This window comes from Amycolatopsis sp. WQ 127309, assembly GCF_023023025.1.
GTDB lineage: Bacteria > Actinomycetota > Actinomycetes > Mycobacteriales > Pseudonocardiaceae > Amycolatopsis.
Map to the genome: position 1 here is coordinate 2,403,361 of NZ_CP095481.1, position 25,003 is coordinate 2,428,363.

The window sequence follows — 25,003 nt, forward strand, 5'->3', positions numbered from 1 at the left end:
GATTCGGTCGTTGGCCGCAGGGCGTTCACCTGGGGCACGTAGGCTTCGGGAGTGAACGTCGTGAGCGTGGAGGCCGCGGGCGTCGGCGTGAGCTGGCTGGACACCGCCGGGCCCGTGCTCGTCTGGGTGATCGTGCTGAGCTTCGTGCTCGTCGAATGCGCGCTGATCATCGGGCTGTTCCTGCCCGGTGATTCACTGCTGTTCGGCGCCGGCGTGGTGCTGGCCCAGCACGGCTCGGACCTCAACGCGTGGCTGCTGTCGGGCGCCGCGCTGATCGTCGCCGTGCTCGGCAACCAGATCGGTTACTACATCGGGCGCACCGGTGGCTCCAAGCTGATCGCACGGCGCGACGGCAGGGTGCTCAACCGGCAGAGCCTCGAGCGCGCGCAGGAGTTCCTGGACCGCCGGGGCTTCTTCGCGATCGTCGCCGCGCGGTGGATCCCGTGGATCCGCACGCTCGCGCCGCTCATCGCCGGGGCCGCCCGGATGGACCCGCGCCGGTTCATGCTGGCGACGGCGCTCGGCGGGCTGCTCTGGGTGCCGACGCTCGTGCTGCTCGGCTACTACGGCGCCGGCCTGCTGGACGTGCTGCCGTGGCTGAAGACGGCCGCGCTGTGGGCCAGCGTCGCGTTCTTCGTGTTCGGGACCGCGTACGGCGTGCTGCGCTACCGCCAGGAAATGCGCCGTCCCGTCGAAAAGGCCGATGAGACGGACGACGCGCGCGCCTGACTCAGAGTTCCGGGTCGGCCCAGATCTCCAGCTGGATGCCGTCGGGGTCGCGGAACACGACCACCCGGGATCCCTCGAAGGTGCGCGACGGCGCGGCCGGCAGGTAGGAGACGCCGAACTCGGCGAGCCGGTCCTCCCACTCGACCAGCTCGGTCACCGAACCCACCTTGAACGCGACGTGGTCCAGCCCGGTCCGGCGTTCGTCGAAGCCGCGTCGGCCGGTGTCGGCGTGCTGCACCAGCACGACGGAGAACTCGTCCCCGGCGGAGCGCAGCACGACCTTCCGCAGTCCCGTGTCCGGCTCTTCGCGCCGGGTGACCTCCTCGAGGTCCAGGACCCGGGCGTACCACGGCACGCTGCGGTCGACGTCGGTCACGGTCAGCGCCAGGTGGTGCACGGACATGAGTTTCGCCATGGCTTTCGAAGCCGTCCTTTCGCGTGGCGGCTCCCCAGAGTTGCACAGCGTTCGCTTGGCAAAACGTCGGTGACCAAGTTCCCGGGACAATCGTGATCTCGCCGTCTCCGGCCGTCCCAGTACGCGGACGCTGGTGACCGACCGTTATTTCGAGGTATCGTAACGTACGCGCACGATCACCGACCGCCACCGACGGCCAGCACCGCGCCGGTGGTGAACGACGCCGCCGGCGACAGCAGCCAGAGCACCGCTTCGGCGATCTCGCTCGGCTGGCCGGCGCGGCCCATCGGGATCAGCGGGGCGTACTTCGCCATCCGGTCCGGCAGACCGGCCGCCGCGTGCAGCCCGGTGTGGATCATTCCGGGCGCGACGGCGTTGACCCGGACGTCCTCGCCCGCGACCTCCTGGGCGAGCCCGAAGGTCAGGGTGTCGACGGCGGCCTTCGACGCGGCGTAGTGCACCCACTCCCCGGCCGAGCCGGTGCGCGCGGCCGTCGAGGAGATGTTGACGATCGCGCCGCCCGCGCCGCCGTGCCGCGTCGACATCCGGCGGACCGCCTCGCGGCAGCAGAGGAAGACGCCGGTGACGTTCACGTCCAGGGTGCGCCGGACGACGTCGACCTCGTACTCGTCGAGCCGGCCGGGGGTGTTTCCCGTGGTGGCGGCGTTGTTGACCAGCGCGTCGACCGGGCCGAGCGACGCGGCGGCGTCGAACAGCGCGCGCACGTCGTTCTCGGCCGAGACGTCGGCGCGGACCGCCAGCGCTCGCCGCCCGAGGGCCCGCACGCGCTCCGCGACCTCTTCCGCGGGCGCGGCAGCACCCGAGAAGTTGACGACGACGTCGTAACCCCGCGATGCGGCCAGCTCACAGATGGCGGCACCGATCCCCCGGCTGCCGCCCGTGACGATCAGGACGCTCACAGCGCGAAGTTGACCAGCGGGAGGTTCTCCAGCACGAGGTCCGCGCGGTCCCGCGTCTGCGTGATCAGGTCGGCGTTGCGCTGGTCCGAGCCGAGGGCCCGCTGGCGCGCCTCGACGAGCGAACGGCCGTAGCGGCGGTGGCGCGACACCAGCCGTTCGATGCGTTCGGGCTCGTCCGGCGCGAGGAACCAGGCCTCGGTGAGCAGCGGCCGGATGGCGCTCCACGGGTCGTCCGGCAGCAGGAGGTAGTTGCCCTCCGTGATGACCAGCTGGACCTCCGGGGCGACGGCGACCGCGCCCGCGATCGGCTCTTCGATCTCGCGGCGGAACTCCGGCGCGTACACCGTCTCGCGGCCTTCGGCGAGGCGGCGGATCAGGTGGTAGTAGCCGGCCGCGTCGAAGGTGTCCGGCGCGCCCTTGCGCTCGGCGCGGCCGAGCCGGCGCAGCTCGACCTGCGCCAGGTGGAAGCCGTCCATCCCGACCACGGCGGCGCGCGAACCGAGCGCGTTGGCCAGCGCCCAGGCCAGCGTGGTCTTGCCGGACGCGGGCGCCCCGATGATGCCGAGCACGTTGCGCTGCCCGCGCACGGTCAGCCCCTCGGCCCGGGCGAGCAGGTCGTCGAACGCCGTCATGTCCTGTTCCTTCCTGCGATCGCGGTCGTCCAAGACCGCGGTCCCACAAACCGCACCCGTTCGGCGGCCACCTCGTTGGCAAAGCGGATCCGGTCCGCCACCGTGTGTTCTCGCGTCACGGCGACGGCGAGCGCGCCGTGCCAGACGTCTCCCGCACCTAGTGTGTCCCGCGCTTCGACGGCCAGCACGGGCACCTCTCCCGAACGCCCGTCCGCGGTCGTCCACCGCACCGGACCAGGGCCGGACGTGGTGATGACGGTCGGCACGCCCCGCTGGTGGAGGCCGGGTTCGGGCGCCCGGAAGTGCGCGGAGCAGGCGGCGACGTCGACCAGCGGCAGCAGTTCGTCGAGCACAGGCTTCCAGCTCCCGGCGTCGAGCACGACCGGCACGCCCGCGGCCCTGGCCGCCTTCGCGACGTCCAGCGCGAGTTCCGGAAGATGCCCGTCCAACAGCACCACATCAGCCCCACCAACCTCAGCAGCACCAAAAAACCGATCTTTCCCTAGGAAAGTGCGGTCTTCGGCGTTGCGGGAGACGACTGTGCGCTCGCCGTCGCGGTCTCGGACGGCGACCGCGCTGACGGGCGGTGGGTCGGATCGGGAGGGGGCCAGGTCGACGACCTCGACGCCGTGGGTTTCGAGGTCGGCGCGGGCGAGCGCCGCCAGCGGGTGTGCGCCGAGGACCGTCAGCAGCGTCGCCTCGGCCCCGAGCGCGGCGGCCGTCACCGCGGCGTTCGTCGCGGGCCCCCCGGCCGCGACGTCCACCTGCAGCGACTGCACCTTCTCGCCCGGAGCCGGGAGTTCGGTGACGCGCTGGACGACGTCCACGGTGCACAACCCCGCCAGCAGCACCCTCATTTCAAGCCGGCCACGTGGGTCGCGGCAGCCGCCTCTTCGATCTCGCCGTTCTCGTTGAGCCGCAACGCCCCCGTGAGCAGGCCGACGACCTGGTTCATCGAGTGCGTCTTCGGCGAGACGACCGCGACGCGCTTGCCGAGGCGGTGCACGTGGATGCGGTCGGCGATGTCGAACACGTGCGGCATGTTGTGGCTGATCAGCACCACCGGCAGGCCGCGGTCGCGGATCCGGCCGATCAGGTCGAGCACCTTGCCGGACTCGGCGACGCCGAGCGCGGCGGTGGGCTCGTCCATGATCACGGCCTTGGTGCCGAACGCCGCCGCGCGCGCGACGGCGACCCCTTGGCGCTGGCCGCCGGAGAGCGTCTCCACGAGCTGGGTGATCGACTTGATGTTGATGCCCAGCTCGTCGAGGATCCGCTGCGCCTCGGACCGCATGGTGGCGGTGTCGAGCTTGCGGAACAGCCCGAACGCGCCGCCGATGCGTTTCTCGCGGCCGAGGAACATGTTCGACGCGATGTCCAGCGCGGGCGCGACGGCGAGATCCTGGTACACCGTCTCGATCCCGTACTGCCGGGCGTCCAAAGGGGATTTGAAGTGGACGGTCTCACCGTCCACTTTGATCTCACCCTCGTCCGGGATCACGGCCCCGGACAGGGTTTTGATGAGCGACGACTTCCCGGCGCCGTTGTCGCCGACGACGGCGAGCACCTCGCCGGGCAGCAGGTCGAAGTCGGCGCCGTCGATGGCGGTCACCCGGCCGTAGCGTTTCACCAGGCCACGGGCCTGCAGGATCGGTTCGGTCATGACTGCTGCCTCCTCGCGATCCGGTCCACCACGACGGCGGCGATGAGCAGGGCCCCGGTGGCGAGGTCCTGGTAGTTGCCGTCGACGTTCATCTGCGTCAGCCCGGACCGCAGCACCGCCACGACCAGCGCGCCCATCAACGTGCCCAGCACCGAGCCGCGACCGCCGAACAGGCTCGTCCCGCCGAGGACGACGGCGGTGATCGAGTCGAGGTTGCCGAGCTGGAACTGGTTCGGGTCGGCGTTCGGCGTCCGGCCGAGCGCCTGCCACGCGGCGAGGCCGAAGGCGAGGCCCGCCACGATGTACACCGACAGGACCGTGCGGTTGACCTTGATGCCGGACAGCCGCGCGGACTCCGGCGCGTTGCCGACCGCGTAGACGTGCTTGCCCCACGCGGTTTTCGTCAGCGCGTACCAGATCCCGAGGTACATCAGCAGCGCCAGCGTCATGCCGTAGGTGATCGGGATGCCGCCGAAGAGGTAGCGCTTGGTGCCGAGCCACTGCAGCAGCCCGTCGGTCACCGGCACGGCCTGGCCGCCGGCGATCAGCTTGGACACCGCGGTGAGCATGGTGAACGTGCCGAGCGTGATGATGAACGCCGGGAGCTTGATCCGCGTGGCGAGCGAGCCGATGAAGATGCCGACGATGATCGTCAGCACGACGCCGGCCAGCAGCGCGACGAAGCCGTTGGTGCCGGCCGCGGCGAGCTTCGCCATGATCAGCGTCGCGACGACCATCGACGACGCGTTGGACAGGTCGATGCCCGCGATGAGGATGACGAGCGTCTGGCCCAGCGCGAGCGTCCCGACGACCAGCGACTGCTGGACGACGGTGGAGAGGTTGTCGAGGTCGAAGAAGGTGTCCGTGGACAGCGAGAACACCACGATCGCGACGATCAGGGCGAGCGCCGGGCCGACCGCGGGGGCGCGGAGGAGGAACTCGCCGAGCGACTCACGTTCCTTTGTGGACGGACTGGCGACGGTTGCCGTGGTCGCGTTTGTAGATGTCACTGCGCGCCTCCCCAGCAGTTCTGCAGGCCCCACGCGGTGTCGTGGCTTTCGACGCCGGGCAGCGGCTTGTCGGTGATCACGGCGGACCCGGTGTTGACGAAGCCGGTGGGCTTCTTGCCGGTCTTCGCGTACTCGACGGCGGCGAGCACACCCTGCTCGGCCATCTTCTTGGGGAACTGCATGACGGTCGCGGCGTAGAGACCGTCCTTGACGTTCTGGACGCCTTCGCAGCCGCCGTCGATCGAACCCATGACGATCTGGTTCGTGAGCCCGCGGGCCTTCAGCGCCGCGTTCGCGCCGCGGCCCATCGGCTCGTTCATCGAGTACACGGCGTTGATGTCCGTGGTGCGCTGCAGCAGGTTCTCCATGCCCTGCTGGGCGAGGCTCTGGTCGCCGTTGGCCGCGGTGTGCCCCTTGATCTCGGGCGAGCCGTCGGTCAGCCCGATGCCCTTGAGGAAGCCGCCGTGGCGCTGGGTGTCGACCGAGCTGCCGGCCGTGCCGTCGACCATCAGCAGCTTGGGCGGGGTGCCCTTGAGCGAGGCTTTGACGTACGCGCCCTGCTGCTGGCCGGCCGCGAAGTTGTCGGTGGCGAAGGTGGCGTCGACGGCGTCCGGCGGTTCGGTCGCGGTGTCGAGCGCGATGACCAGGATCCCGGCGTCGCGGGCGTCCTTGATCGCCTTCAGCACGCCGGTCGACGAGCTGGGCGTGATGAGGATGGTGTTCGCGCCCTGCTGCACGAGGTTCTCGATGGCGCGGACCTGGCCGTCGTTGTCGCCGTCGAACTGACCGGCGAGGGCGCTGAAATCGGCGCCGTTGGCCTGTGCGGTGGCTTTCGCGGATTCGCGCAACGCCACGAAGTACGGGTTGGTGTCGGTCTTGGTGACCAGGCCGACCTTCGCCTTTCCACTGCCACCGGTGTTCGTGTTGCCGCCCCAGTGGCGTTCCACGGTGCACCCGGTCGTCGTGGCGAGGACGGCGGCCAGCGCGAGTGCTGTGAGACTTCGCTGTCTCATGGGTTCCCACCCTTTATAGGTCGAAGCTTGCCGATGGTCGGGAAGGTAGACAGACTCAGGCTCCGGACGCAAGCGTTTGCGCAAACGCTTGCCGAGTTACCCCCACGTAAGGATTGGTATGCCCCAGCCGAGATCATCGCGGCCGACCCAGCGGGACATCGCCGAGCTCGCCGGCGTCTCGATCACGACCGTTTCGCACGTGGTGAACGGAACGCGCGCGGTCGCCGAGGACACCAAGGCGGCGGTGCTGCGGGCGATCGAGACGACCGGCTACACCGGCGACGCCATCGCGCGCTCGCTGGTCACCGGCGGCACCCGCTCGATCGGGATGGCGATCTCGCTCGTCGCGAACCCGTACTTCGCGACGCTGATGCAGGCGATCGAGCGGGAGGCGTCCACGCACGGGTACACCGTGCTGCTGGCCGACACCCACGACACGGTGAACACGGAGCGTGACACGGTTCGGACGTTGCGCTCCCGTCGCGTCGACGGCCTCCTCATCACGCCGGCGCCGGGCGACGGCTCGGTGATCGGCGAGCTGGTCTCCCTCGACGTCCCGACGGTGCTGATCGACCGGCTGACCACCCGCGTCGACGTCGACCAGGTGGGTACGGAGAACATCCAGGCGACGTCGGCGCTGACCGCGCACCTGGCCACGCTCGGGCACCGGCGGATCGGGATGATCAGCGGCGCGCCCGGCCTCTCGACCAGCGAGGAGCGCGTGCTGGGCTACCGGCTGGGGCTCGGCCGCTCCGGACTGACGTGGTCGGCCGACCTCGTGGCCTGCGGAAACTCGTCGCACGAGGGCGGCGCGCTGGCCGTCAGCCAGCTGCTGGCCCTGCCCGAACCGCCGACCGCGCTGGTGGTCGGCAACGACAGCATGATGGTCGGGGTGCTGCACGAAGCGCGGCGGCGCGGGCTCAAGATCGGGCAGGACCTGCCGGTGGTCGTCTACGACGACGTCGAGTGGGCCGACCTGGTGGACCCGCCGCTGACGACGATGGCGCAGCCGATCGAGGAGATCGGCCGGCAGGCGGTGCGGCTGCTGCTGGCGCGGATCAACGACCCGGCCCGCAAGGCCGAAACCGTGCGCCTACCGCCAACCCTGCGTCACCGAGAGTCGTGCGGCTGCCCCGCGGTTCACTCACATCAGTGATTCTCGGGTGTTAAGGCCGCTGCCCGGCCGCTCAGCGGATACCTTTCGGCTGAGCGTCTGCGAGGGCTTATGACGGCACTTTCGCCGGAGCTCCGGTTCTGGGACCCCCCGGTCACCTACCGGATCGGCGTCGCGATGGGTGCGCAAGCGCACCCCTATTCAGGTGAGCTGCTGCGCTCGATCAGGGCCGCCGCCGCGCAGGCCGGCTGCGACGTCACCCTGGCCGACACCGGCGACAGCGTCAGCGAAGAGGCCGCGGTCGTCCGCGCGCTGCGAGCGGACCTCGTGGACGGCGTGCTGCTGGTTCCCACGCCGGGCGACGAAGCGGTGGTCAACGGCCTGGTCCGGATGGGCGTGCCGACGGTGCTGATGGACCGCGTCGCCGCGCGCAACGACGTCGACCAGGTGGGCACCGAGAGCGTCCACTCGATGAGCACCCTGGTGAAGCACCTGATCGAGCGCCGCCACCGCAAGATCGGCCTGATCTCGGGCGACGACGGCCAGGACGTTAGCCGCGAGCGCGTCCGGGGGTATCGCCTCGGCCTGGAGCAGTCGGGCCTGCGCTGGAACCGCGAACTGGTGGAGAGTGGCCTGTCGACGTCGGGCGGAGCGGCCCGCGCGACGGCCAAGCTCCTGGACGGCTGGCCGTCCCCGACGGCGCTGGTGGTGGCGGACGAGGCGATGCTGGTGGGCGTCCAGTACGAGGCCCACCGCCGCGGCATCCGCATCGGCTCGGAGCTGGCCGTGGTCGGCTACGGCGACATGGACTGGGCCCGCCGGGTGAGCCCGGCGGTGACGACACTGGTCCAGCCGATCGCCGATATCGGCCGCCGGGCGGTGCAACTGCTGCTGTCCCGGATGGCCGACCCGGACCGGCCACCGGAGTCGGTGCTGCTGACCCCGAGGTTCCTGCACGGCGCGTCCTGCGGCTGCTGAGGCTGGCGCACACCGCCCAGCTGTCCGCCGGCGAGTTGTCCGCGGCGCGCGCCCTACTCGAAGGTGCGTTCAAGGACTTCGACCTCGCCGGCTGGGAGAACACGCTGGGCGGCATGCACGCGCTGACCTTCGACGGCGCTGAGCTGGTCGGTCACGCGTCGCTCGTGCAGCGACGGCTCCTGCACGGCGACCGCGTGCTGAACACGGGATACGTCGAGGGCGTCGCCGTTCATCCCGGGCACCGGCGGCGGGGAGTCGCGAGTGCGCTGATGGCCGAAATGGAAGCGCTGCTGGGTGGGTACGAGGTGGGCGCGCTGAGCGCGTCCACGGCTGGCAGGCCGCTGTACGAGGCCCGCGGCTGGCAGCAGTGGCGCGGGCCGACGTTCTCCCTGACACCGTCGGGAATCCAGCGCACCGAGGACGACGACGGCGCCGTCTACGTGTTCCCGGGCCGGGTACCGCTGAATCTGGACGGGGAGCTAACCGCCGACTGGCGGGCCGGCGACGTCTGGTGACATCGTAGTCGAAACAAGAAATGTTCTTGATTTACGTACTACTGTTCGATACTGCCGCAGGTCACCGAAGCCACCCGCGCAAAGATCATATTCGAGTGCGAGTAGCATCCGCAACCACCCGATCTGCCACAAAACCGACGCCGGCCAAGAGCACAACTGAAATCCGCGGAGCACAGTTGAGCAACTACCTGAGAAGTGAACTGATCGAAGCGCTGCGATCAAACAGTGCGGTCATCATCGTGGGCGCCGGCAGCAGCATCACGGCAACCGGAGGCGCGGAATACAGTTCGTGGAACAGCTTACTGGAATCGGGTATTTCTCGCTGCCTGGACCTCAACGATGCGCTCGGGGAAACCTGGGAAACTGCTCGGCACGCAGAGATCAAGTCGGATGACCAGGCGGACAAACTCTCCCTGGCAGAGGAGATCACCCGCACGCTGAAGGCTTACCCCGGGAACCACTACGCAAAGTGGCTCAAGGACACGGTCGGATCATTGACAGCGTCGAATCCCGGCCTTCTGCAGATCTTGGGAGAGTTCAACGTTCCCATACTCACCACCAACTACGACGGCCTGATCGAGGCGGTTACGGGACGAGAGACCGTCACCTGGGAGAACGTTCCCGAAATCCAGGACGAGATCCAAAACCCCGGCAAGAGCGTCATTCACCTCCACGGTCATTGGCGCAGACCGGAATCCGTCGTGTTCGGGTACGAAAGCTACGCCCAGGTTATTGGCGACCTCGGCTCCCAGGCCCTACTGAGATCCTTGCTTTCTGTCAAATCCATCATCTTCGTCGGATTCGGCGCAGGCCTGAACGATCCGAACTTCTCATCGTTGGGCACCTGGCTCTCCACCTCTCTCAAGGATTCGGGCCTTGCGCCCGTGGCCCTCGTCCGATCCAAAGAAAAGGAACTGACGGAACGTCGCTACCGGCAGTTCAAGTACAATGTACTCAGCTATGGGGCCGAGTACGAGGACCTTGAAATCTACCTTGCAGACCTGCGGCTGGCCTGCGGCGAATCACACCCGACAGGTGAACCCGTCATCAATTTCACTTGGGATTCACTGACTCCCAAGCTAATGCGGCTACACCGCAGAATTGAACGAGACTATCGTCCCGACTTCATCATCGCCATGTCGGGACCGGGAAATTTCGCACCCGCCTACTGCCTGGCCCATTCGAGCGACGATCCCCCACTGCTCACTGCGGTCACATTTCCGAAGCGCCCCAAGCGCAGCGACAGTTGCGTCGCCTTCCAGGAGGTCGCAGAGAAATCCGAATGGATCCACCAGGAGACAACCAGGTGGGACATCTTCTTGCCCAATATCATCAGGCATTTCCCGCCGGGATCAAAGGGTCTGATCTTCGATGATCGAGCGATAGGGGGACGAGCCCAGAAGCAGGTGGCCAGCTTTCTCGAAGGAATGAAATACGAAGTACGAAGAGCAGCCCTGGTCGTACACCCGGACTGCGCCGCAGATGTCAACTACTACGAAGAAGTCATATCCGGCGACTTCGTCTTCCCGTGGGGTGGTAAGTATGGTCGAAATGAGCCGCCAGCTGGCTGATCTGTCCGCTGGCCTCCACGCCCTTCAGGTCCTACAGCGCAGTTACGACGATGACATGTGGGACATCGAACAACCCGAATTCGAGAAGATCAGGCATATTCACCTCCACTTGTCCGTCTCCCTGGGAAAGCTGGCGAAAGCGATAGAACCGCTGGACCACCGGTTCCACCGGGGCGAAGCCGTGGATGTCCCCACAATGAAAGAGGATCTGAGTCCCATCTTGGCCGACCTGCTCATGCACGTGAGCCAAATCGCCAATATGCTCGACGGAGAACTGAACTCGATGCTACTGAATCGCTACAAGAAGAATGCTTTGAAATTTTCCCCTGAATCCGCCTTCAGCAAGTTGGACTAGGTACCGACGGCACTGCATGGTTTCAATGTGACAGCGTCGCCGCCGCTTCGAGCAGCATCCAGCCGCCCACCTGGACCGACATGTCGCGCTCCGGGGCGTCTTTCGGCAGCGGCGAGAGTGCCGGGCGGTCCCAGAACGCGCTGAACACCGGCCCTTCCGACGCGCCGGACCAGCACGCCTCGGCCGACGTGAGCACCAGCGAGCGGGCCACCGAAGCCTCGGGGCCGGGCAGGGACCGCGCCGCCAAAGCCAGGTAGCGGGCCAGGATCGCCGCGAACAAACCGCCGTCGCCGCCGCTTTGGCCGCGGATCACGCCGCCTGGCGCGCAATGCTCGGCCACCGCCCGGACCGTCCGCGCCGCTTCGTCCATTAAGGACAGTTCCAGGCACGCGCCGAGGTAGACCCCTTGGCAGTACGTGTAAATGTGCTTCACCAGCTCGCCCGTGTCCGTCCGGATGCCGTCCCAGACTAGGCCCGTCGACGGGTCCACCAGGGTCGACGACAGCCAGTCCGTCATCTCGCGGGCGCGCGTGCGGTTGCCGGAGCGGGCGTGGAAGATCGCCGCCGGGCCGTTGGCCGGGGCGTTCTTGAACTCGTCGCCGACGCGCCACCAGATGCCGCCGCCCGCCGCCTCCGTCCAGCCCGACAGGAGCTGCGTGTCGATCGCCGCCAGTGCCGGGCCGACGTCGATGCCCAGGGGCTGAACCCGTTGCAGCGCAAGGCCGAGCCACGCGATGTCGTCGTAGAAGTCGTTCGTCCAGCGGCCGAAGTTGCGCAGCCGGACCGAGCGGACGAACGAACGGATCAGGGCGAGCCGAGCAGCCGAAGGCTCGCGCAGCTGGGCGTCGATCAGCGTGTCCAGCAGGTGCGCCTGCCACCAGTAGTTCCAGTGCCAGTGCAGCCGCTGCCCCGCCGTCGCCGGCCAGCCGCTGCGGCCGAGGACCGTGCCGGGCAGCCCCCACACCCGGCGCAGGTGCCGCGAGGTCACCGCGCGTTCGGCGGCCGAGACGTCCATGCGGGCAATCCTGCCTTGCCCACTGACATACCGCTCGGTATGTTGAAGGACCCGACGGCCTGCGAGGTACTCATGACCACGGCACACGTCACCTGCCCGCTGTGCGAAGCGACCTGCGGCCTCGAGGTGACGCTGGATGAGAACCAGCAGGTCACCCGCGTCACCGGCGATCAGCAGGACGTCTTCTCGAAGGGCTACCTCTGCCCGAAGGGCGCGTCGCTCGGCGCGCTGCACCACGATCCCGACCGGCTGACCGCGCCGCTGCTCAAGCGCGACGGCGAGTTCGTCGAGGTCAGCTGGCAGGAGGCCTACGACGAGATCGACCGGCGGCTCCCGCCGATCATCGAGCGGTACGGCCGCAACGCCGTCGCCGTCTACGCGGGTAACCCCGGCGTGCACAACATCGCGCTGACGCTCTACAGCCGCGTGCTCTACAAAGCGTTGGGCACCAAGAACTTCTACAGCGCGACGTCGGTCGACCAGATGCCGAAGCACTACTCGTCCGGCACCATGTTCGGCGACCCGCTCGCCATCCCGGTGCCCGACGTCGACCGCACGCGGCACCTGCTCATCCTCGGCGCGAACCCGCTGGTGTCCAACGGCAGCCTGATGACCGCGCCCGACATGCGCGGGCGGCTGCGCGGGATCCGCGAGCGCGGCGGCAAGATCGTCGTCGTCGACCCGCGCCGCACGCGCACCGCGCAGTTCGCCGACGAGCACCACGCCATCCGCCCCGGCACCGACGCGCTGCTGCTGTTCGCGCTGGTCAACGTCCTGGTCACGGAAGAGCGCGTCCAGCTGGGCCGGCTGGCGGAGCACGTCAACGGCCTCGACGACGTCCGCACGCTGGCGCTGCCGTTCACCCCCGAGGCCGTCGCGCCGCGCGTCGGCATCGGCGCCGCCGAGATCCGCCGGATGGCCCTGGACCTGGCCGACGCCGAGAACGCCGTGGTCTACGGCCGGATCGGCACCACCACCCAGACGTTCGGCACGATCGCGAGCTGGCTGGTCGACGTCCTCAACGTGCTCACCGGCAACCTCGACGAGCCCGGCGGCGCGATGTTCCCGCTGGCCGCGTGCACGCCGACCGGGAACCGGCGCCCGTTCGCCGTCGGCCGCTGGCACAGCCGGGTGCGCGGCTACCCCGAGGTCGTCGGCGAGCTGCCGGTCGCGACGCTGGCCGACGAGATCGAAACCCCGGGCGAGGGCCAGGTCCGCGCGCTGATCACGGTCAGCGGCAACCCGTGCCTGAGCACGCCGAACGCGGGCCGCTTGGCCGCGGCCATCGACGGCCTCGACTTCATGATCTCGGTCGACGTCTACCTCAACGAGACGTCCCGCCAGGCCGACGTCATCCTGCCCGGGCCGTCACCGCTCGAGCGGCCGCACTTCGACTTGGCGTTCTACCAGCTTTCGGTGCGCAACATCGCGAACTGGACGCCGCCGACGCTGCCGTCGAAGCTCCCGCAGGAGTGGGAGACCATGCTGCGTCTCACCGGCATCGTCACCGGTCAGGGGCCCGAGGCGGACGTCGCCGCGCTGGACGACTTCGTCGCCGCCGAAACTGCGCGGCGGAACAAGCTGGAGCTGACCGGCGACCGGACCGGGCCCGCGCGGCTTGTGGACCTGATGCTGCGCAGCGGCCCGTACGACGTCACGCTGGCCGACCTCGAAGCCGCGCCGCACGGTATCGACTTCGGCGCGCTGAAGCCGCGGATCCCGGAGGTGCTGTGCACGGCGTCCGGGCGGATCGAGCTGGCGCCGGAACCGATCGTCGCGGACGTCCCGCGGCTGCGCGACGAGCTGGCCCGCCCCCTGGACGACGGCTTGGTGCTGATCGGCCGGCGGCACCTGAGCTCGAACAACTCGTGGATGCACAACCTCGCGCCGCTGGTCCGCGGCGGGAACCGCTGCACGGTCCAGGTCCACCCGAGCGACGCGACCCGCCTCGGCCTGACCGACGGCGGCCTCGCGTCGGTGACGTCGCGCGCCGGGAAACTGGAGGTCCCGGTGGAGGTGACGGACGAGGTCCGCGAGGGCGTGATCAGCATCCCCCACGGCTGGGGGCACGACGTGGCCGGTTCGCGCACGCGGGTGGCGAGCGCGAACCCGGGCGTCAACTCGAACCTGGTCGCCGACGAGACGCTGCTGGACGTGCCGTCGGGAACCTCGGTGCTGAACGGCATCCCGGTCGAGGTCGCGCCGGCCTGATCACCAGGCCTGGGACAGGTCCGCGTGCTGCCGGACCCAGGCGTGCATCACGATGCCCGCCGCGACGCCGGCGTTGATCGAGCGCGTCGTGCCGAACTGGGCGATCGACACCACCAGCGCCGCCGTGGCCTGGGCGGCCTCCGACAGGCCCGGCCCCTCTTGGCCGAACAGCAGCACGCACTCGCGCGGGATGTCCGCCGTCTCGACCGGCTGGGACCCCGGCGTGTTGTCGACCGCCACGACCGCGAGGCCCTGCTCGGCCGCGAAGGTGAGCAGACCGGCGACGTCGTCGTGGTGGCGGAGGTGCTGGTAGCGGTCGGTGACCATGGCACCCCGGCGGTTCCAGCGGCGGCGGCCGACGATGTGCACCTCGGCCGCGGCGAACGCGTTGGCCGTCCGGACCACCGTGCCGATGTTGTGGTCGTGCTGGAAGTTCTCGATGGCCACGTGGAACGGGTGGCGGCGGGCGTCCACATCGGACACGATCGCCTCGCGGCGCCAGTAGCGGTACTTGTCGACGACGTTGCGGCGGTCGCCGTCACGCAGGAGGTCCGGGTCGTAGCGGTCATCCGAGGGCCAGTCACCCGGCCAAGGGCCGACGCCGACCTCTTCGCGGCTCACCCACTCGGTGGGCCCGACGTCGTGGGGTGTGCTCACGGCGTCGATTGTCGCCTAACCCAGGTGGACGGCGTGCGCGCGGGCGTCCTCGTGGTGGTCGCGGTGGCGCCACCGGTGGTAGACGCCGACGTACGAGTAGATCACCAGCACGACCGCGATGATGCCGATCGCCGGCAGCCACGACCGCGGGAACACCGTGTCGTAGAGGTAGTACGCGTTGAACCCGCCGGGCAGGTCGCCGAGGCCTTCCTGGTTCCGGAAGAAGTTCTCCAGCGCGGTCAGCGGGCACGGCACCGGCGTGACGTTCACGAGGATGCCCCAGAACGCCGCGAACATGTGCACGAAGATCAGCTTGGGCCAGCGCCAGGCGAGGAAGCCGCCGAGGCCGATCAGCAGCAGAGCGAGGATGTGCACCGCAACGGTCACGTCGGCCAGGAACTTCGCCACCGCCCACCCCCTTACCCCGATCCCCCTACCAGGGACTTTACTCCGCTGATCGGAATCGGCCTGCTCGAAGAATGCCCAGCGGTGTGATGTTCAACCCACCGGAGCAACTTCTTCACCTGGGTGGTGACGGAGGCGTCACACCGGGTGGAAATTCGGGAGGACGTTTTGCCGGGTACTTCGTCGGTTCCTCGTGCGGGTACTGATCGGGTGCGCCGTCCGGTTTCTTCCGGTTCGGGTCGTTCGGGCGGTGCGGCTCACCGGGCGTCGACGGCTGCTCGTCCATCCGTCGACGGTAACCCCGGCGGCCACCGCTTCACCGGGCGCGAGCGCCCGATTTCGCCGTCAGCCGAACTTCGAGCCGCACCGGCAGGGCGTCGACCTCCAAGGCCTGGCGCAACCGCGGGACGGCGTGCTCGGTGATCCGGGCGCGGATCGCCCCCGCGTCGGCCTCGGCGTCGGTCGTGACGATCAGGAACAGTGCCGGCGCCTCGCGCGGCCCGGTGAGCCAGGCCGACGCCGACCGGACGCCGTCGTAGCCCTCGACGTCGGCCGCGACCGGCGCGGCGGCCGTCGACGAGTCCAGCGTGGTCGCGCCCTCGGCCTCCTCGGTCCGCCAGGCGACGGTCTTCGGCCGCCGGAACGCCTGGGCCGTCAGCCAGCGCAGGCACAACAGCCCCAGCACCACGGCGACCGCGATCGCCGCGTAGAACACCCAGGTCGGCGGCGCCGTCGAGCCGGGGACCAGCGAAGACGCCGGGTCGAGGACGTGCAGCCGCCCGAAGTGGGTGGCCAGCGCGAACCCGCCGGCGGCGAGCAGCACCAGCCCGATCAGGGCGAGCAGGGTGCGGTTGAGCGCGGCGGGCCGGTTCATCGCGCACCTCGCACGCGGACGCGGACCCGCGGCGGCGTGGCCAGATCGACCTGGCCGAGCCGCGTTTCGAGCGCGGAGCGGACGGCGTCGGCGAGCCCGTCGGTGCGCGTCCGCTGGGTCTTCACCGTCACCCGCACGGTGCGGCGACGCAGCTTGAGCGCGGCCGCCGAGACGCCGTCGACGTGCGCGGCGGTCGCCCGCAGCGACGTCCGCAGGCCGTGGCGCGTGGTGCCGGTGTCGAAACCCGGCTCCGGCGCCAGCGGCAGGACGACCGGGCGGCCGCGCAGCAGCGCCGCCGCCAGCAGCACGAACCCCACGAGAACCGCGGCCCCGCCCCCGACGAGCACGGGCAGTTCGTTCCAGGAGGTGTCGTGGACGCGGGCGGCGACCGCGTCGTAGGACAGCACCGGTGGCACGCCCAGCAGCCGCTGCACGAGCGCCGTCACGACGAACGCGCAGGCGGCGAGCAGGACGAGCGCGGTGAGCATCGCCGGCACGCTCCGCCGTGGCCGCCTCATCGGACCCGCCGCTTCGGCTGCTCGACCGGCGGCAGCGCGATCGTGATGTCGACGCGCTGGGTGCGCAGGCCGGTCAGTTCGGTGGTGCGGCCGAGCAGGTGGGCCCGGACCCGGTCGGCGGTGCCGGTGACGGGCGCCGGGTAGACCACGGGCAACCGGATGTCCACAGTGGTCACTTCACCGTCCACTGTGGCCTTGGCGGTGACGTCGGCGGCGACGCCGTCGACCTCACGCGCGGCCCGGGCGGCGATGCGCCCGACCGCCCGCGGCTCGACGGTCGTCTCGCCGCGCTCTTCTTCTTCGACCGTCTCGACGTCGTCGCGGCGGTGCCGCGCGGTGACCGTGGACATGGGGTTACCTCCGATCCCGGGCGGCCCCGACGAGGGCGGACAGGTCGAGCTCGCCGTCGGCCCAACGGCCGGCGAGGAGGCCGAGGCCGCCCAGCACGAGCACGGCGACAAAAGCGCCGAACCCGCCGAAGGCGGCCGCGAACCCCAGCGCCAGGCCGAAGAGCAGGCCGATCAGGGTGCCGTTCACGGTCACAGCACCCGGTCGCTGGTGACGGGCGCGTCGTCGTCACCCGGGATGTGGACGTCGTTGACGTTGATGTTGACCTCGACGACCTGCAGCCCGGTCATCTGCTCGATCGCGGTGATCACGTTGCGCCGCACCGACCGCGCGAGATCCGCGATGGCGACGCCGTACTCGACGACGAGCTGCAGATCGACGGCGGCCTGCTTCTCGCCGACCTCGACCGAAACCCCCTGGCCGACGCTGGAGGACGCGCCGGGGATGCGGTCGCGCAGGGCGCTCAGAGCGCGAGCGGCCCCGCCACCGCCGAGTTCGTGCACACCGTTGACGTCACGGGCGGCGAGCCCGGCGATCTTCTGCACGACGGTGTCGGCGATGGTGGTGGTGCCCTGCTTCGAGACGAGCGCGCTGGTGGCGTCGTTCGCGGTGGTCACCACGGTCTTCTCGGCGGTCGCGGTCATGGGTCCTCCTCGGGTGTCCTGGGAATGTCCTGGGGAACAAGGCTTTCCGCCTGGTTCGTAGGTAAGGACACCGGGGATGGGGAATCGTCACTGCCCCGATCGTGTGACGTGGGTCTCGGCTTGGGCCGCTCGTTTCCGCCGCCCCGAAACGCTGTCGGTGGCGCGGATCCGTGGGCCTCAGGCCGGTTGTCCCCAGGGTGAACCACATGTGGACAACTCGGCGGAATCGGCCGCACGAAACCGGTTTTGTCCGTGGGTGCCGGTACGCTGGGCGTGGGACGTCCCCCCAGGGAGCGGTGGGGGTAGGTGTGTGTGGGGCTGGGGATTTGCGTTTCGTCGGGCTGCTTGCGGAACCGGCGGCACGGCAGCCGGAACGGCCGACACGGCGACGGGAGTGGCCAACACGGCACCCGGGCGCCTTGGCCGCTCCAGTCGGCGAGTTGGCCACCGCCGTCGTGCGGGGTCAGGTGAAGGCCGCGCCGTCCAGGTCGGTGACGACCAGGCGCAGGTGGGCGTGCTCCCACTCCGTGCCCACCAGGACCGGGCGGACGGCTTCCGTCGCGCGGTCCAGCAGTGGGGGGATCGGCAGCCGGGACGCGATCAGGCGGATCTGGACCAGCTCCGGCGTCAGGTCGACCGCCATGCCCTCCCAGTCCACCGGGAGCCACGTCGTCCCGGCGGAGACCGGGGTCGCCGGGCGGAGGCCCGGGACGCCCTTGATCGCGACGATGATCTTCTCGACCGCTTCGCCCGCGATCACCGGGTCGCCGTTTCGATGTCCATGATGGACACCGACACCTCGTCGACGACCAGGCCGGTCTGCGCGGTGACGTACCGGCTGACCGCGCGCTGCACCGACCGGCCGACCGTCGCCGCTTGGTCGATGCCCGACGCGATCAGGTCCACCTGGACGCTCAGCCTGCCGTCCACCGTGCGGACGCGGACGCCGTCGGCCGGGGCCGGGTCGAGGCCCTTCCAGCGCTGGCGGGCCGCCCGCGTCCACGCCGTCACCAGCCCCCGCAGGCCCGGCTCCAGCCGCACCACGCCCGGCGCGGTGATCGCCGCCCGGGCCGCCACGCCGGCGATCACCGGGTCGGCGATGACGTACTCCACAGTCATTCCCCTGGCTCCCCGACAGTGTCTTCGTCCTCTTCAAAAACGTCGTCCACCAGCAGGTCGAGCTTCGCCAGCGTCAGGCCCACCCGGGCCGCGGCCGCCGCGGTCACCCGCTCCCGCACCAGCGACAACGCTTCACCGCCCGTAGCGTTCCGCAGACTCACCGCGAGGGTGAGCTGGACTTCGACGACGCCGGCGCCGTCGTTCCGGATCCGGCAGCGCCGGGCGCGAATGCCCACGACGGTGTCAGCCGCGTACCGCAGCACCGCCGCCACCGCCTGCTCGCTGATCTCGACGCTCCCGGGTTCCGGGCTCGGCAGCGGCACCATCGAGCCGCGCCGCACCTCGGCCCGGACCGCCGACATGATCCGGCCGAACAGGTCCGGTGGCGGCGCGTCCGCTTCGGCCACCATCTCGGACGTCGCCTCGCGCAACGCGAGCAGGCTTTCGCGCGCCGCCCGGCAGTGCGGGCAGGTCAGCTCGTGCTCGTCGGCCAGCCCGGCGCCGACCGCGTCGAGCCGCTCCCACACCTGCTCGACATCGCGTTCGCAGGGCAGTTCGTAGTCCGTCATCGCCATGGCTTCATCACCTCCGCCAGCTGTGCCCTGGCCCGCGCGATCCGGCCCCGCACCGCGGTGCCGTTCACGCCGACGATTTCGCCGATCTCCTCGTAGGACCGGCCGTGCACCTCACGCAGCAGCCAGCACGCCCGTTGCTCCGGGGTGAGCTGCGCCAAGGCCGTGTTCAACGCCGCGAGCTGGCCGCTCACCTGCGCGGCCCGCTCCGGCTGGAGGTCGCGCCGCGGCGACTCCGCCGTGTCCAGGTCGACGTCGGCCTGCGGCCGGCGCGCCCGGATGGCGTTCAGGCAGCGGTTCGTCGTGGCCCGGTAGAGCCAGCCGACGAACGCGGCGTCCTCGCCGAGCTGGTCGAGCTTGCGCCAGGCGTTGAGGAACACCTCCTGCACGACGTCCTCGGCGTCACCGCGGTTCGCGAGCATCTTCGCCGCGAGCCGGAACATCGGGCCCTGGTAGCGCAGCACGAGCTGTTCGTACGCCCGGACGTCGCCGTCCCGCGCGCGGCCCACCAGGGTCGCGTCGTCGAGCGGCGTGCCGGGATCCGCGCTGGTCGTCGTCACGGCACCTCCTCGGGAAGAGGACACGGGAGCCCGGGAAACGTCACGCACTGATTGTGGGTGACAGCCATCACTCGTGCGAATCCGTGACGAAAGATCACCGCCGGGGTCCTTCCGGCACCAGGTACCCACCGGGGTGCCACGGATCGGGAGGTGTCCCATGTCGCTGGGCGACAAGATCAGCAACAAGGCCGAGGACCTGGGCGGCAAGGCCAAGGAGACCGCCGGGAACGTCACCGGCGACGAGCAGCTGAAGGCCGAGGGCCAAGGCGACCAGGCGAAGGCGGGCCTGAAGGACGCCGTCGAGCACGTCAAGGACGCCGCGAAGGACCTCTTCGGCAAGAAGTGAGCCGGGGGCTGACGCGCGGCCGCCCCCGGCCCCGCGTCAGCCTTCCAGCCCCAGGTCGTCCAGACCCAGGATGAACCGGTACTCGAGGCCTTCCTTCTCGATGGCCTCGCGCGCGCCGGTGTCGCGGTCGACGACCGTCACGACCCCGATGACGTCGGCGCCGGCTTCACGCAGCGCCGCCACCGCGGTGAGCACGCTGCTGCCGGTCGTGGAGGTGTCCTCGACGGCCAGCACGCGCTGGCCGCGGACCTCCATGCCCTCGATGCGCCGCTGCATCCCGTGCGCCTTCGTGTCCTTGCGGACGACGAACGCGTCGAGCACGACACCGTCGGTCGCCGCGGAGTGCAGCATCGCCAGCGCGACCGGGTCGGCGCCGAGCGTGAGCCCACCGGCCGCCACGTAGTCCCAGTCCGCCGTGAGCTGCCGCAGCAGCTTGCCGATCAACGGCGCGGCCGCGTGGTGCAGCGTCGCCCGCCGGAGGTCGATGTAGTAGTCGGCTTCCTTGCCGGACGCCAGGGTCACTTTTCCGTGCACCACGGAAAGATCGGTGACCAACCTGGCCAGTTCGAGTTTCGCCGCTTGATCCAGAACGGGGTTCGCCACGGCCGTGAGTCTTACACACGACCGGGTTCACTCCCCGATGGATGTGGCGTCGACCGCACGCCCGCGCGTCGCCGCCCAGGCCGGGACCAAGATCGCCACCAGCGCAAGCACTACGGCGATGGCGAGCACCGTCAGGTAGATCGTGATCGGCCCCTGCGGCAGCACGGAACCGGTCACCACGAGGCAGAACGGGACGATCGCGCCGGCCGCCGTCGCCGTGCCGAGCAGGATCGCGATCGTCGCGATCAGCCCGCCTTCGACGCCGGCCATCCGCAGCACCTGGCCGCGGGTGAACCCGCTCAGCCGCTGCAGCCCGAACTCGCGGCGCCGCTTGCCGGTCGCCATCACCAGCGTGTTGACGACGGAGATCACGGTGTAGGCGATGATCATCCCGACGAGCAGGTAGTTGACCCACGCGCCGACCTCGTTGCCCTTGGCGTGCGCCGCGATCAGCACGCCGCGGTCGCCGACCTGGACCGGCAACCCCGCGGTCGCCGCGCGAAGGTGCGAAGTGAGTGTCGCCGCGTCGACGCCGGGAGCGGCGCGGACCAGCAGCTGCGGGGCGAGCCCGATCGTCGTGTGCGGCGCCAGCAGCCCGGCGGGCAGCACGAGGCTCTCGAACCCGGGCCGCTGGCTCACAACGGCCCCCACCCGCACGTCCACCGGGGTGCCGTCACCGAGCCGCAGCGACAGGGTGTCGCCGACGTGGCGGCCGAGCGTGTCCGGCACCGTGATCGTGTTCCCGGTCAGCTCGCTGACACCGATCGCGGGCCAGCCGTCCTTGTCCTGGTTCGACTCGTACGGCTTCTCGATGAACACCGTGCTCGTAACGTACTCCGAGGCCGTGGCGACCCCCGGCACGGCGCGGACCCGGTTCACCACCGACGGGTCGAGCCCGATCGGCGAAGCGACCACCGCGTCCGCCTGCAGGTCCTCGGTGTACGCCTGGTTCGAGACGGCTTCCTGGGTGGTCTGCAGGTAGATGTTCGCGGTCGCGATGCCGACGGCGAGCATGATCGGCGTGACCGCGCCGGCCGTCCGCACCGCGACGACGCGGGTGTTGAGCAGCGCGACGCGGCCGACCACGCCGGTGACCGCCTGCAGCGGCCAGCGCAGCAGCGTCGCCATCACCTTCGTGACGCCGGGGCTGATCGCCGCCAGGCCGAACGCCCACAGCATCACGGCCGGGCCGGACGTGCTGGCCGCGACCGGGCCGGTCATCACCGCGACCGTGACGATCGCCAGCGCCGTCCCGCCGCCGAAGCACAGGATCGCCGTGATCAGCCGGATCGGCGTCAGCCAGCGCCGCTCGACGGCGGCTTCGGCGAGCGCCTCGGTCGGGCGGACCTTCGACGCGCGCCGTCCCGCGACGAACGCGGCGCCGACCACGGCCAGCAAGGACGCGCCCGCGGCGACCGTCGCCGGGAGCCAGCCCTGCTCGAAGCGCAGCACGTCGGGGACGACGTGGTTGGCCGCGAGCTGGTCGAACAGCCACCGCCCGAGCAGCGGGCCGAGCGCGATCGCGGCCCCCACCGCGAGCAGCCCGACGACCAGCGCCTCGCCGAGCACCATCCGCCGCAGCTGACGCGGGGTCGTGCCGATGGCGCGCAGCAACGCGAGTTCGCGCTGGCGCTGCTGCGTCGACAGCGAGAGCGTCCCGGCGACGACGAACACCATGACCGACGCCGACAGCCCGCCGGACACCGCGGACAGCACGATGAGGTTCTCGCCGCCCGCGTCGACCTCCGGGAACTCCAGCAGGCCCCGGTCGCTGCCGGTCAGGACGACACCGGCGTCGCCGACCGCCGCCGTCACCGCCGCGACGTCGCCGCCGAAGACGCCGATCGTGTCGAACCGGCCGGGGTGTCCGGCCAGGCGTTCGGCGTCCGAAGGCGCGAAGAACACGGCCGCGTCCCGCATCGGCTGCGGCGCGGTGGCGATGCCGGAGACGCGGTACTGGGCGACCTCGCCGTGCGCGGCGACGGGCAGCGTGGCGCCGACAGCGAGCCCCAGCCCGGCGTCCACCACGACTTCGCCGGGCCGCGGTGCCTGGCCCCGCAACGCGTACGGCGTCAGCACGGCGGAGTCCCAGGCGTGCCCGAGCGCGCTCGCGGAGCCGATCTGCGCGGCGAAGCTGAGCTCGCCGACGACGTTCGTGACACCGGGGACCGCGCGGATGCGGTCGGCCAGCGCGGCGTCGACCCGGACGCGCTCGCCCAGGGTGCCGTTCTCGAACTTGTGCTTGTCCTCGGGGTCGAGGGTCGCCGGGTCGTCCTTCGGCAGCTTGAGCGTCTGCTGCCCGCCGACGACGATCGGCGCCGCGGCCAGCCGCTGCACCGGCGTCTCGGAGCGGATGCCCGACTCCATCAGGCCACCGCAGGCGGAGACGATCACCGCGCCGAAGAAGACGGCGACGAACGTCGCCAGGAAGGCGCCCTTGCGCAGGCGCAGGGTGCGCAGTGCCAGCTTGAACATCAGGCCCGCACCGCCGACCGGTCCCAGGCACCGAGGTGGGTCATCCGCTCGGCGACGGCTTCCGCGGTCGGCCGGGCCAGCCGGCCGGCGATCCGGCCGTCGGCCAGGAACACGACGTCGTCGGCGTGGGACGCGGCGACCGGGTCGTGCGTCACCATGATCACCGTCTGGCCCGACGCCCGGACGGACTCGCGCAGCAGGCCGAGGACGTCGGCGGCGGTGCGGGTGTCGAGCGCGCCTGTCGGCTCGTCGGCGAACAGCACGGCCGGGTCGGTGACCAGGGCCCGCGCGATCGCGACGCGCTGCTGCTGCCCGCCGGAGAGCTGCCCGGGCAGGTGCTTGCGGCGGCCGTCGAGCCCGACGTGCGTGAGGATCCGCGAGACGAGCCGCTTGTCCGCGCGCTTCCCGGCCAGCTGCAGCGGGAGGACGACGTTCTGCTCGACCGTCAGCGCCGGGAGCAGGTTGAACGCCTGGAACACGAAGCCGACGCGGTCGCGCCGCAGCTTGGTCAGGTAGGTCTCGCTCTTGCCGTCGAGGTCCTGCCCGTCGAGCACGACCCGCCCCGACGTCGGCCGGTCGAGACCCGCCGCGCAGTGCAGGAACGTGCTCTTGCCCGAGCCCGACGGGCCCATCACGGCCGTGAAACCGCCGCGCGGGAAGGAGATCGAGACCCCGTCCAGCGCGACCACGCCTTCGCCGTACTCCTTGCGCACGGCTTCGAGCCGGACCGCGTCGGCTGCCTCGTGCCACCCAGTTGTCATGGGAAGAACGCTAGGCAGGTAGCGCCCGAACCTCCCTGGTGCTGACGCGCGTTTCGAAGGTAGGGACAGCCCTACTCAGGTGCGGCCCTTGCCACCGAAACCGCCGCTGATCTTGCGCAGCACCGCGCGCGGGAGCAGGCCGCCGATCGCGACGACGGCCTTGTACTGCAGGCTCGGCACCGAGATCACCTTGCCCCGGCGCAGGTCCGCGAGCGCTTCGTTGACCACCTGCTCGACGCCCAGCCAGGCGATCTTCGGGCCCGGCCGGTCGAGGCCGGCGCGCTCGTGGAACTCGGTCGCGGTGAACCCCGGGCAGAGCGCCATCATCCGGACGCCCTTCGGCAGCGACGCGGCGATGCCCTCGGTGAACGACGTGACCCAGTTCTTGCTCGCGGTGTAGGTCGAGCCGCGGCCGCTGAAGAAGCCCGCGACGCTGCTGACCTGGACGACGTCGCCACGGCCGCGGTCGACCATGCCCGGCAGCACCGCGCGGGTCAGCCGCAGCACGGCGGTGACGTTGACGTCGAGCTGGCGCTGCAGCGCGTCCGGCGAGACGGTCCAGAAGTCGCCGCCCAGCCCGAACCCGGCGTTGTTCACGAGCAAGTCGATCGGGCCGGCGGCCAGCCGCTCCTCGACGGCCGTTCGTCCGTCCACTTCGGACAGGTCGGCGGGCAGCACCTCGACGGCGACGCCGTGGCGTTCGCGCAGTTCGGCGGCGTAGGTCTCCAGCCGCGCGGCGTCCCGGGCGACGAGCACCAGGTCGTACTTCTCGGCGGCGAGCGTGCGCGCGAACTGCGCGCCGATGCCCGCGGTGGCTCCGGTGATCACGGCGGTGTGATGTCCGGGGCTTCGCCCCGGGCCGGCGGCTCCGCCACCCGGACCCCCGGCGAAGAAGTTGTTGGTGGTGGTCATGTGGGTGAACCATACGCGCTGGTCAGGGCCCGAGGTGCAGCCGTTTGGCGCCCGGGCTATCGTCCCGG

Annotated in this window: 31 protein-coding genes; 8 read left to right on the forward strand and 23 right to left on the reverse strand. The window is 70.4% G+C overall.

What is annotated here, in order from left to right:
• The first annotated feature begins 51 nt into the window (after positions 1–51).
• Positions 52–729 (forward strand): DedA family protein, encoded by a 678-nt coding sequence (locus MUY22_RS10935; RefSeq protein WP_247059296.1) that lies wholly within the window; start codon positions 52–54, stop codon positions 727–729.
• Position 730: 1 nt separating this feature from the next.
• On the opposite strand, the gene MUY22_RS10940 is transcribed toward MUY22_RS10935, so the two are convergent.
• The 7 genes from MUY22_RS10940 to MUY22_RS10970 all read right to left on the reverse strand — a co-directional run bounded on the left by MUY22_RS10940 (position 731) and on the right by MUY22_RS10970 (position 6,382).
• A complete protein-coding gene (locus tag MUY22_RS10940) occupies positions 731–1,144 on the reverse strand; it encodes a VOC family protein (protein ID WP_247059298.1) in 414 nt (137 codons plus the stop codon).
• A gap of 176 nt (positions 1,145–1,320) precedes the next feature.
• Positions 1,321–2,064, reverse strand: coding sequence for an SDR family oxidoreductase (locus tag MUY22_RS10945; RefSeq protein ID WP_247059299.1), 744 nt, complete (start codon positions 2,062–2,064; stop codon positions 1,321–1,323).
• Positions 2,061–2,696 carry a nucleoside/nucleotide kinase family protein gene (locus tag MUY22_RS10950; protein WP_247059300.1) on the reverse strand — a complete coding sequence of 212 codons (636 nt, stop codon included), beginning with the start codon at positions 2,694–2,696 and terminating at the stop codon, positions 2,061–2,063. The genes MUY22_RS10945 and MUY22_RS10950 overlap by 4 nt, the downstream gene beginning before the upstream one ends.
• Positions 2,693–3,553: a PfkB family carbohydrate kinase gene (locus MUY22_RS10955; protein ID WP_247059302.1), complete on the reverse strand. Its 861-nt coding sequence runs from the start codon at positions 3,551–3,553 to the stop codon at positions 2,693–2,695. The genes MUY22_RS10950 and MUY22_RS10955 overlap by 4 nt, the downstream gene beginning before the upstream one ends.
• Positions 3,550–4,359 (reverse strand): ATP-binding cassette domain-containing protein, encoded by an 810-nt coding sequence (locus MUY22_RS10960; RefSeq protein WP_247059304.1) that lies wholly within the window; start codon positions 4,357–4,359, stop codon positions 3,550–3,552. Before MUY22_RS10960 ends, MUY22_RS10955 begins: the two co-directional genes overlap by 4 nt.
• Complete coding sequence (locus tag MUY22_RS10965) at positions 4,356–5,369, reverse strand: ABC transporter permease (RefSeq protein WP_247059306.1); 1,014 nt, start codon at positions 5,367–5,369, stop codon at positions 4,356–4,358. Before MUY22_RS10965 ends, MUY22_RS10960 begins: the two co-directional genes overlap by 4 nt.
• Positions 5,366–6,382 carry a substrate-binding domain-containing protein gene (locus MUY22_RS10970; RefSeq protein WP_247059308.1) on the reverse strand — a complete coding sequence of 339 codons (1,017 nt, stop codon included), beginning with the start codon at positions 6,380–6,382 and terminating at the stop codon, positions 5,366–5,368. The genes MUY22_RS10965 and MUY22_RS10970 overlap by 4 nt, the downstream gene beginning before the upstream one ends.
• Positions 6,383–6,500: 118 nt before the next feature.
• Between MUY22_RS10970 and MUY22_RS10975 the strand changes: the two genes are divergently transcribed.
• The 5 genes from MUY22_RS10975 (at position 6,501) to MUY22_RS10995 (ending at position 10,915) form a co-directional block, all read left to right on the forward strand.
• On the forward strand, positions 6,501–7,538 hold the full coding sequence (locus MUY22_RS10975) for a LacI family DNA-binding transcriptional regulator (protein WP_247059310.1): 1,038 nt from the start codon (positions 6,501–6,503) through the stop codon (positions 7,536–7,538).
• Between the two features lie 69 nt (positions 7,539–7,607).
• Positions 7,608–8,474 carry a LacI family DNA-binding transcriptional regulator gene (locus MUY22_RS10980; protein ID WP_247059311.1) on the forward strand — a complete coding sequence of 289 codons (867 nt, stop codon included), beginning with the start codon at positions 7,608–7,610 and terminating at the stop codon, positions 8,472–8,474.
• A gap of 20 nt (positions 8,475–8,494) precedes the next feature.
• Complete coding sequence (locus tag MUY22_RS10985; protein ID WP_371827666.1) at positions 8,495–8,989, forward strand: GNAT family N-acetyltransferase; 495 nt, start codon at positions 8,495–8,497, stop codon at positions 8,987–8,989.
• A gap of 176 nt (positions 8,990–9,165) precedes the next feature.
• Positions 9,166–10,560 (forward strand): SIR2 family protein, encoded by a 1,395-nt coding sequence (locus MUY22_RS10990; protein ID WP_247059313.1) that lies wholly within the window; start codon positions 9,166–9,168, stop codon positions 10,558–10,560.
• Positions 10,541–10,915 carry a hypothetical protein gene (locus tag MUY22_RS10995; protein WP_247059314.1) on the forward strand — a complete coding sequence of 125 codons (375 nt, stop codon included), beginning with the start codon at positions 10,541–10,543 and terminating at the stop codon, positions 10,913–10,915. The genes MUY22_RS10990 and MUY22_RS10995 overlap by 20 nt, the downstream gene beginning before the upstream one ends.
• 22 nt (positions 10,916–10,937) lie before the next feature.
• Here MUY22_RS10995 and MUY22_RS11000 read toward each other — a convergent pair whose 3' ends face one another.
• On the reverse strand, positions 10,938–11,930 hold the full coding sequence (locus MUY22_RS11000; protein ID WP_247059316.1) for a glycoside hydrolase family 76 protein: 993 nt from the start codon (positions 11,928–11,930) through the stop codon (positions 10,938–10,940).
• A 72-nt stretch (positions 11,931–12,002) separates the two neighbouring features.
• Here MUY22_RS11000 and MUY22_RS11005 point away from each other — a divergent pair, with 72 nt between their 5' ends.
• The gene (locus MUY22_RS11005) at positions 12,003–14,141 is read left to right on the forward strand and encodes a molybdopterin-dependent oxidoreductase (protein ID WP_247059318.1); all 2,139 of its coding nucleotides are present in this window, start codon (positions 12,003–12,005) and stop codon (positions 14,139–14,141) included.
• Here MUY22_RS11005 and MUY22_RS11010 read toward each other — a convergent pair whose 3' ends face one another.
• From MUY22_RS11010 to MUY22_RS11060, 11 genes are all read right to left on the reverse strand, one after another.
• Positions 14,142–14,798: an RNA methyltransferase gene (locus MUY22_RS11010; protein ID WP_247059319.1), complete on the reverse strand. Its 657-nt coding sequence runs from the start codon at positions 14,796–14,798 to the stop codon at positions 14,142–14,144.
• 15 nt (positions 14,799–14,813) lie between these two features.
• Complete coding sequence (locus MUY22_RS11015; protein ID WP_247059320.1) at positions 14,814–15,206, reverse strand: DUF2784 domain-containing protein; 393 nt, start codon at positions 15,204–15,206, stop codon at positions 14,814–14,816.
• 313 nt (positions 15,207–15,519) lie between these two features.
• Positions 15,520–16,077, reverse strand: a complete 558-nt coding sequence (gene amaP / locus MUY22_RS11020; protein WP_247059321.1) for an alkaline shock response membrane anchor protein AmaP — start codon at positions 16,075–16,077, stop codon at positions 15,520–15,522.
• Positions 16,074–16,565 carry a DUF6286 domain-containing protein gene (locus MUY22_RS11025; protein ID WP_247059322.1) on the reverse strand — a complete coding sequence of 164 codons (492 nt, stop codon included), beginning with the start codon at positions 16,563–16,565 and terminating at the stop codon, positions 16,074–16,076. The genes amaP and MUY22_RS11025 overlap by 4 nt, the downstream gene beginning before the upstream one ends.
• Positions 16,566–16,591: 26 nt before the next feature.
• Positions 16,592–16,945 (reverse strand): Asp23/Gls24 family envelope stress response protein, encoded by a 354-nt coding sequence (locus MUY22_RS11030; RefSeq protein WP_247059323.1) that lies wholly within the window; start codon positions 16,943–16,945, stop codon positions 16,592–16,594.
• Positions 16,946–16,949: 4 nt separating this feature from the next.
• Positions 16,950–17,132 carry a hypothetical protein gene (locus MUY22_RS11035; RefSeq protein ID WP_247059324.1) on the reverse strand — a complete coding sequence of 61 codons (183 nt, stop codon included), beginning with the start codon at positions 17,130–17,132 and terminating at the stop codon, positions 16,950–16,952.
• A 2-nt stretch (positions 17,133–17,134) separates the two neighbouring features.
• On the reverse strand, positions 17,135–17,587 hold the full coding sequence (locus MUY22_RS11040) for an Asp23/Gls24 family envelope stress response protein (protein ID WP_247059325.1): 453 nt from the start codon (positions 17,585–17,587) through the stop codon (positions 17,135–17,137).
• A gap of 463 nt (positions 17,588–18,050) precedes the next feature.
• Positions 18,051–18,347: a hypothetical protein gene (locus MUY22_RS11045; RefSeq protein WP_247059327.1), complete on the reverse strand. Its 297-nt coding sequence runs from the start codon at positions 18,345–18,347 to the stop codon at positions 18,051–18,053.
• Positions 18,344–18,706 carry an Asp23/Gls24 family envelope stress response protein gene (locus MUY22_RS11050; protein ID WP_247059329.1) on the reverse strand — a complete coding sequence of 121 codons (363 nt, stop codon included), beginning with the start codon at positions 18,704–18,706 and terminating at the stop codon, positions 18,344–18,346. The genes MUY22_RS11045 and MUY22_RS11050 overlap by 4 nt, the downstream gene beginning before the upstream one ends.
• Positions 18,703–19,281, reverse strand: coding sequence for an Asp23/Gls24 family envelope stress response protein (locus MUY22_RS11055; RefSeq protein ID WP_247059335.1), 579 nt, complete (start codon positions 19,279–19,281; stop codon positions 18,703–18,705). Before MUY22_RS11055 ends, MUY22_RS11050 begins: the two co-directional genes overlap by 4 nt.
• The gene (locus MUY22_RS11060) at positions 19,272–19,838 is read right to left on the reverse strand and encodes an RNA polymerase sigma factor (RefSeq protein ID WP_247059336.1); all 567 of its coding nucleotides are present in this window, start codon (positions 19,836–19,838) and stop codon (positions 19,272–19,274) included. The genes MUY22_RS11055 and MUY22_RS11060 overlap by 10 nt, the downstream gene beginning before the upstream one ends.
• 157 nt (positions 19,839–19,995) lie before the next feature.
• Here MUY22_RS11060 and MUY22_RS11065 point away from each other — a divergent pair, with 157 nt between their 5' ends.
• Complete coding sequence (locus MUY22_RS11065; RefSeq protein ID WP_247059337.1) at positions 19,996–20,184, forward strand: CsbD family protein; 189 nt, start codon at positions 19,996–19,998, stop codon at positions 20,182–20,184.
• A gap of 36 nt (positions 20,185–20,220) precedes the next feature.
• Here the strand turns inward: MUY22_RS11065 and pyrE are convergent, their stop codons facing one another.
• The 4 genes from pyrE to MUY22_RS11085 all read right to left on the reverse strand — a co-directional run bounded on the left by pyrE (position 20,221) and on the right by MUY22_RS11085 (position 24,935).
• Positions 20,221–20,787, reverse strand: coding sequence for an orotate phosphoribosyltransferase (pyrE, locus tag MUY22_RS11070; protein WP_247059339.1), 567 nt, complete (start codon positions 20,785–20,787; stop codon positions 20,221–20,223).
• 27 nt (positions 20,788–20,814) lie between these two features.
• Complete coding sequence (locus tag MUY22_RS11075; RefSeq protein ID WP_247059341.1) at positions 20,815–23,262, reverse strand: FtsX-like permease family protein; 2,448 nt, start codon at positions 23,260–23,262, stop codon at positions 20,815–20,817.
• Entirely contained in the window at positions 23,262–24,023 is a 762-nt protein-coding gene (locus tag MUY22_RS11080; RefSeq protein WP_247059342.1) for an ABC transporter ATP-binding protein, read from the reverse strand. The genes MUY22_RS11075 and MUY22_RS11080 overlap by 1 nt, the downstream gene beginning before the upstream one ends.
• Positions 24,024–24,098: 75 nt before the next feature.
• Positions 24,099–24,935: an SDR family oxidoreductase gene (locus MUY22_RS11085; protein ID WP_247059343.1), complete on the reverse strand. Its 837-nt coding sequence runs from the start codon at positions 24,933–24,935 to the stop codon at positions 24,099–24,101.
• Positions 24,936–25,003 lie beyond the last annotated feature (68 nt).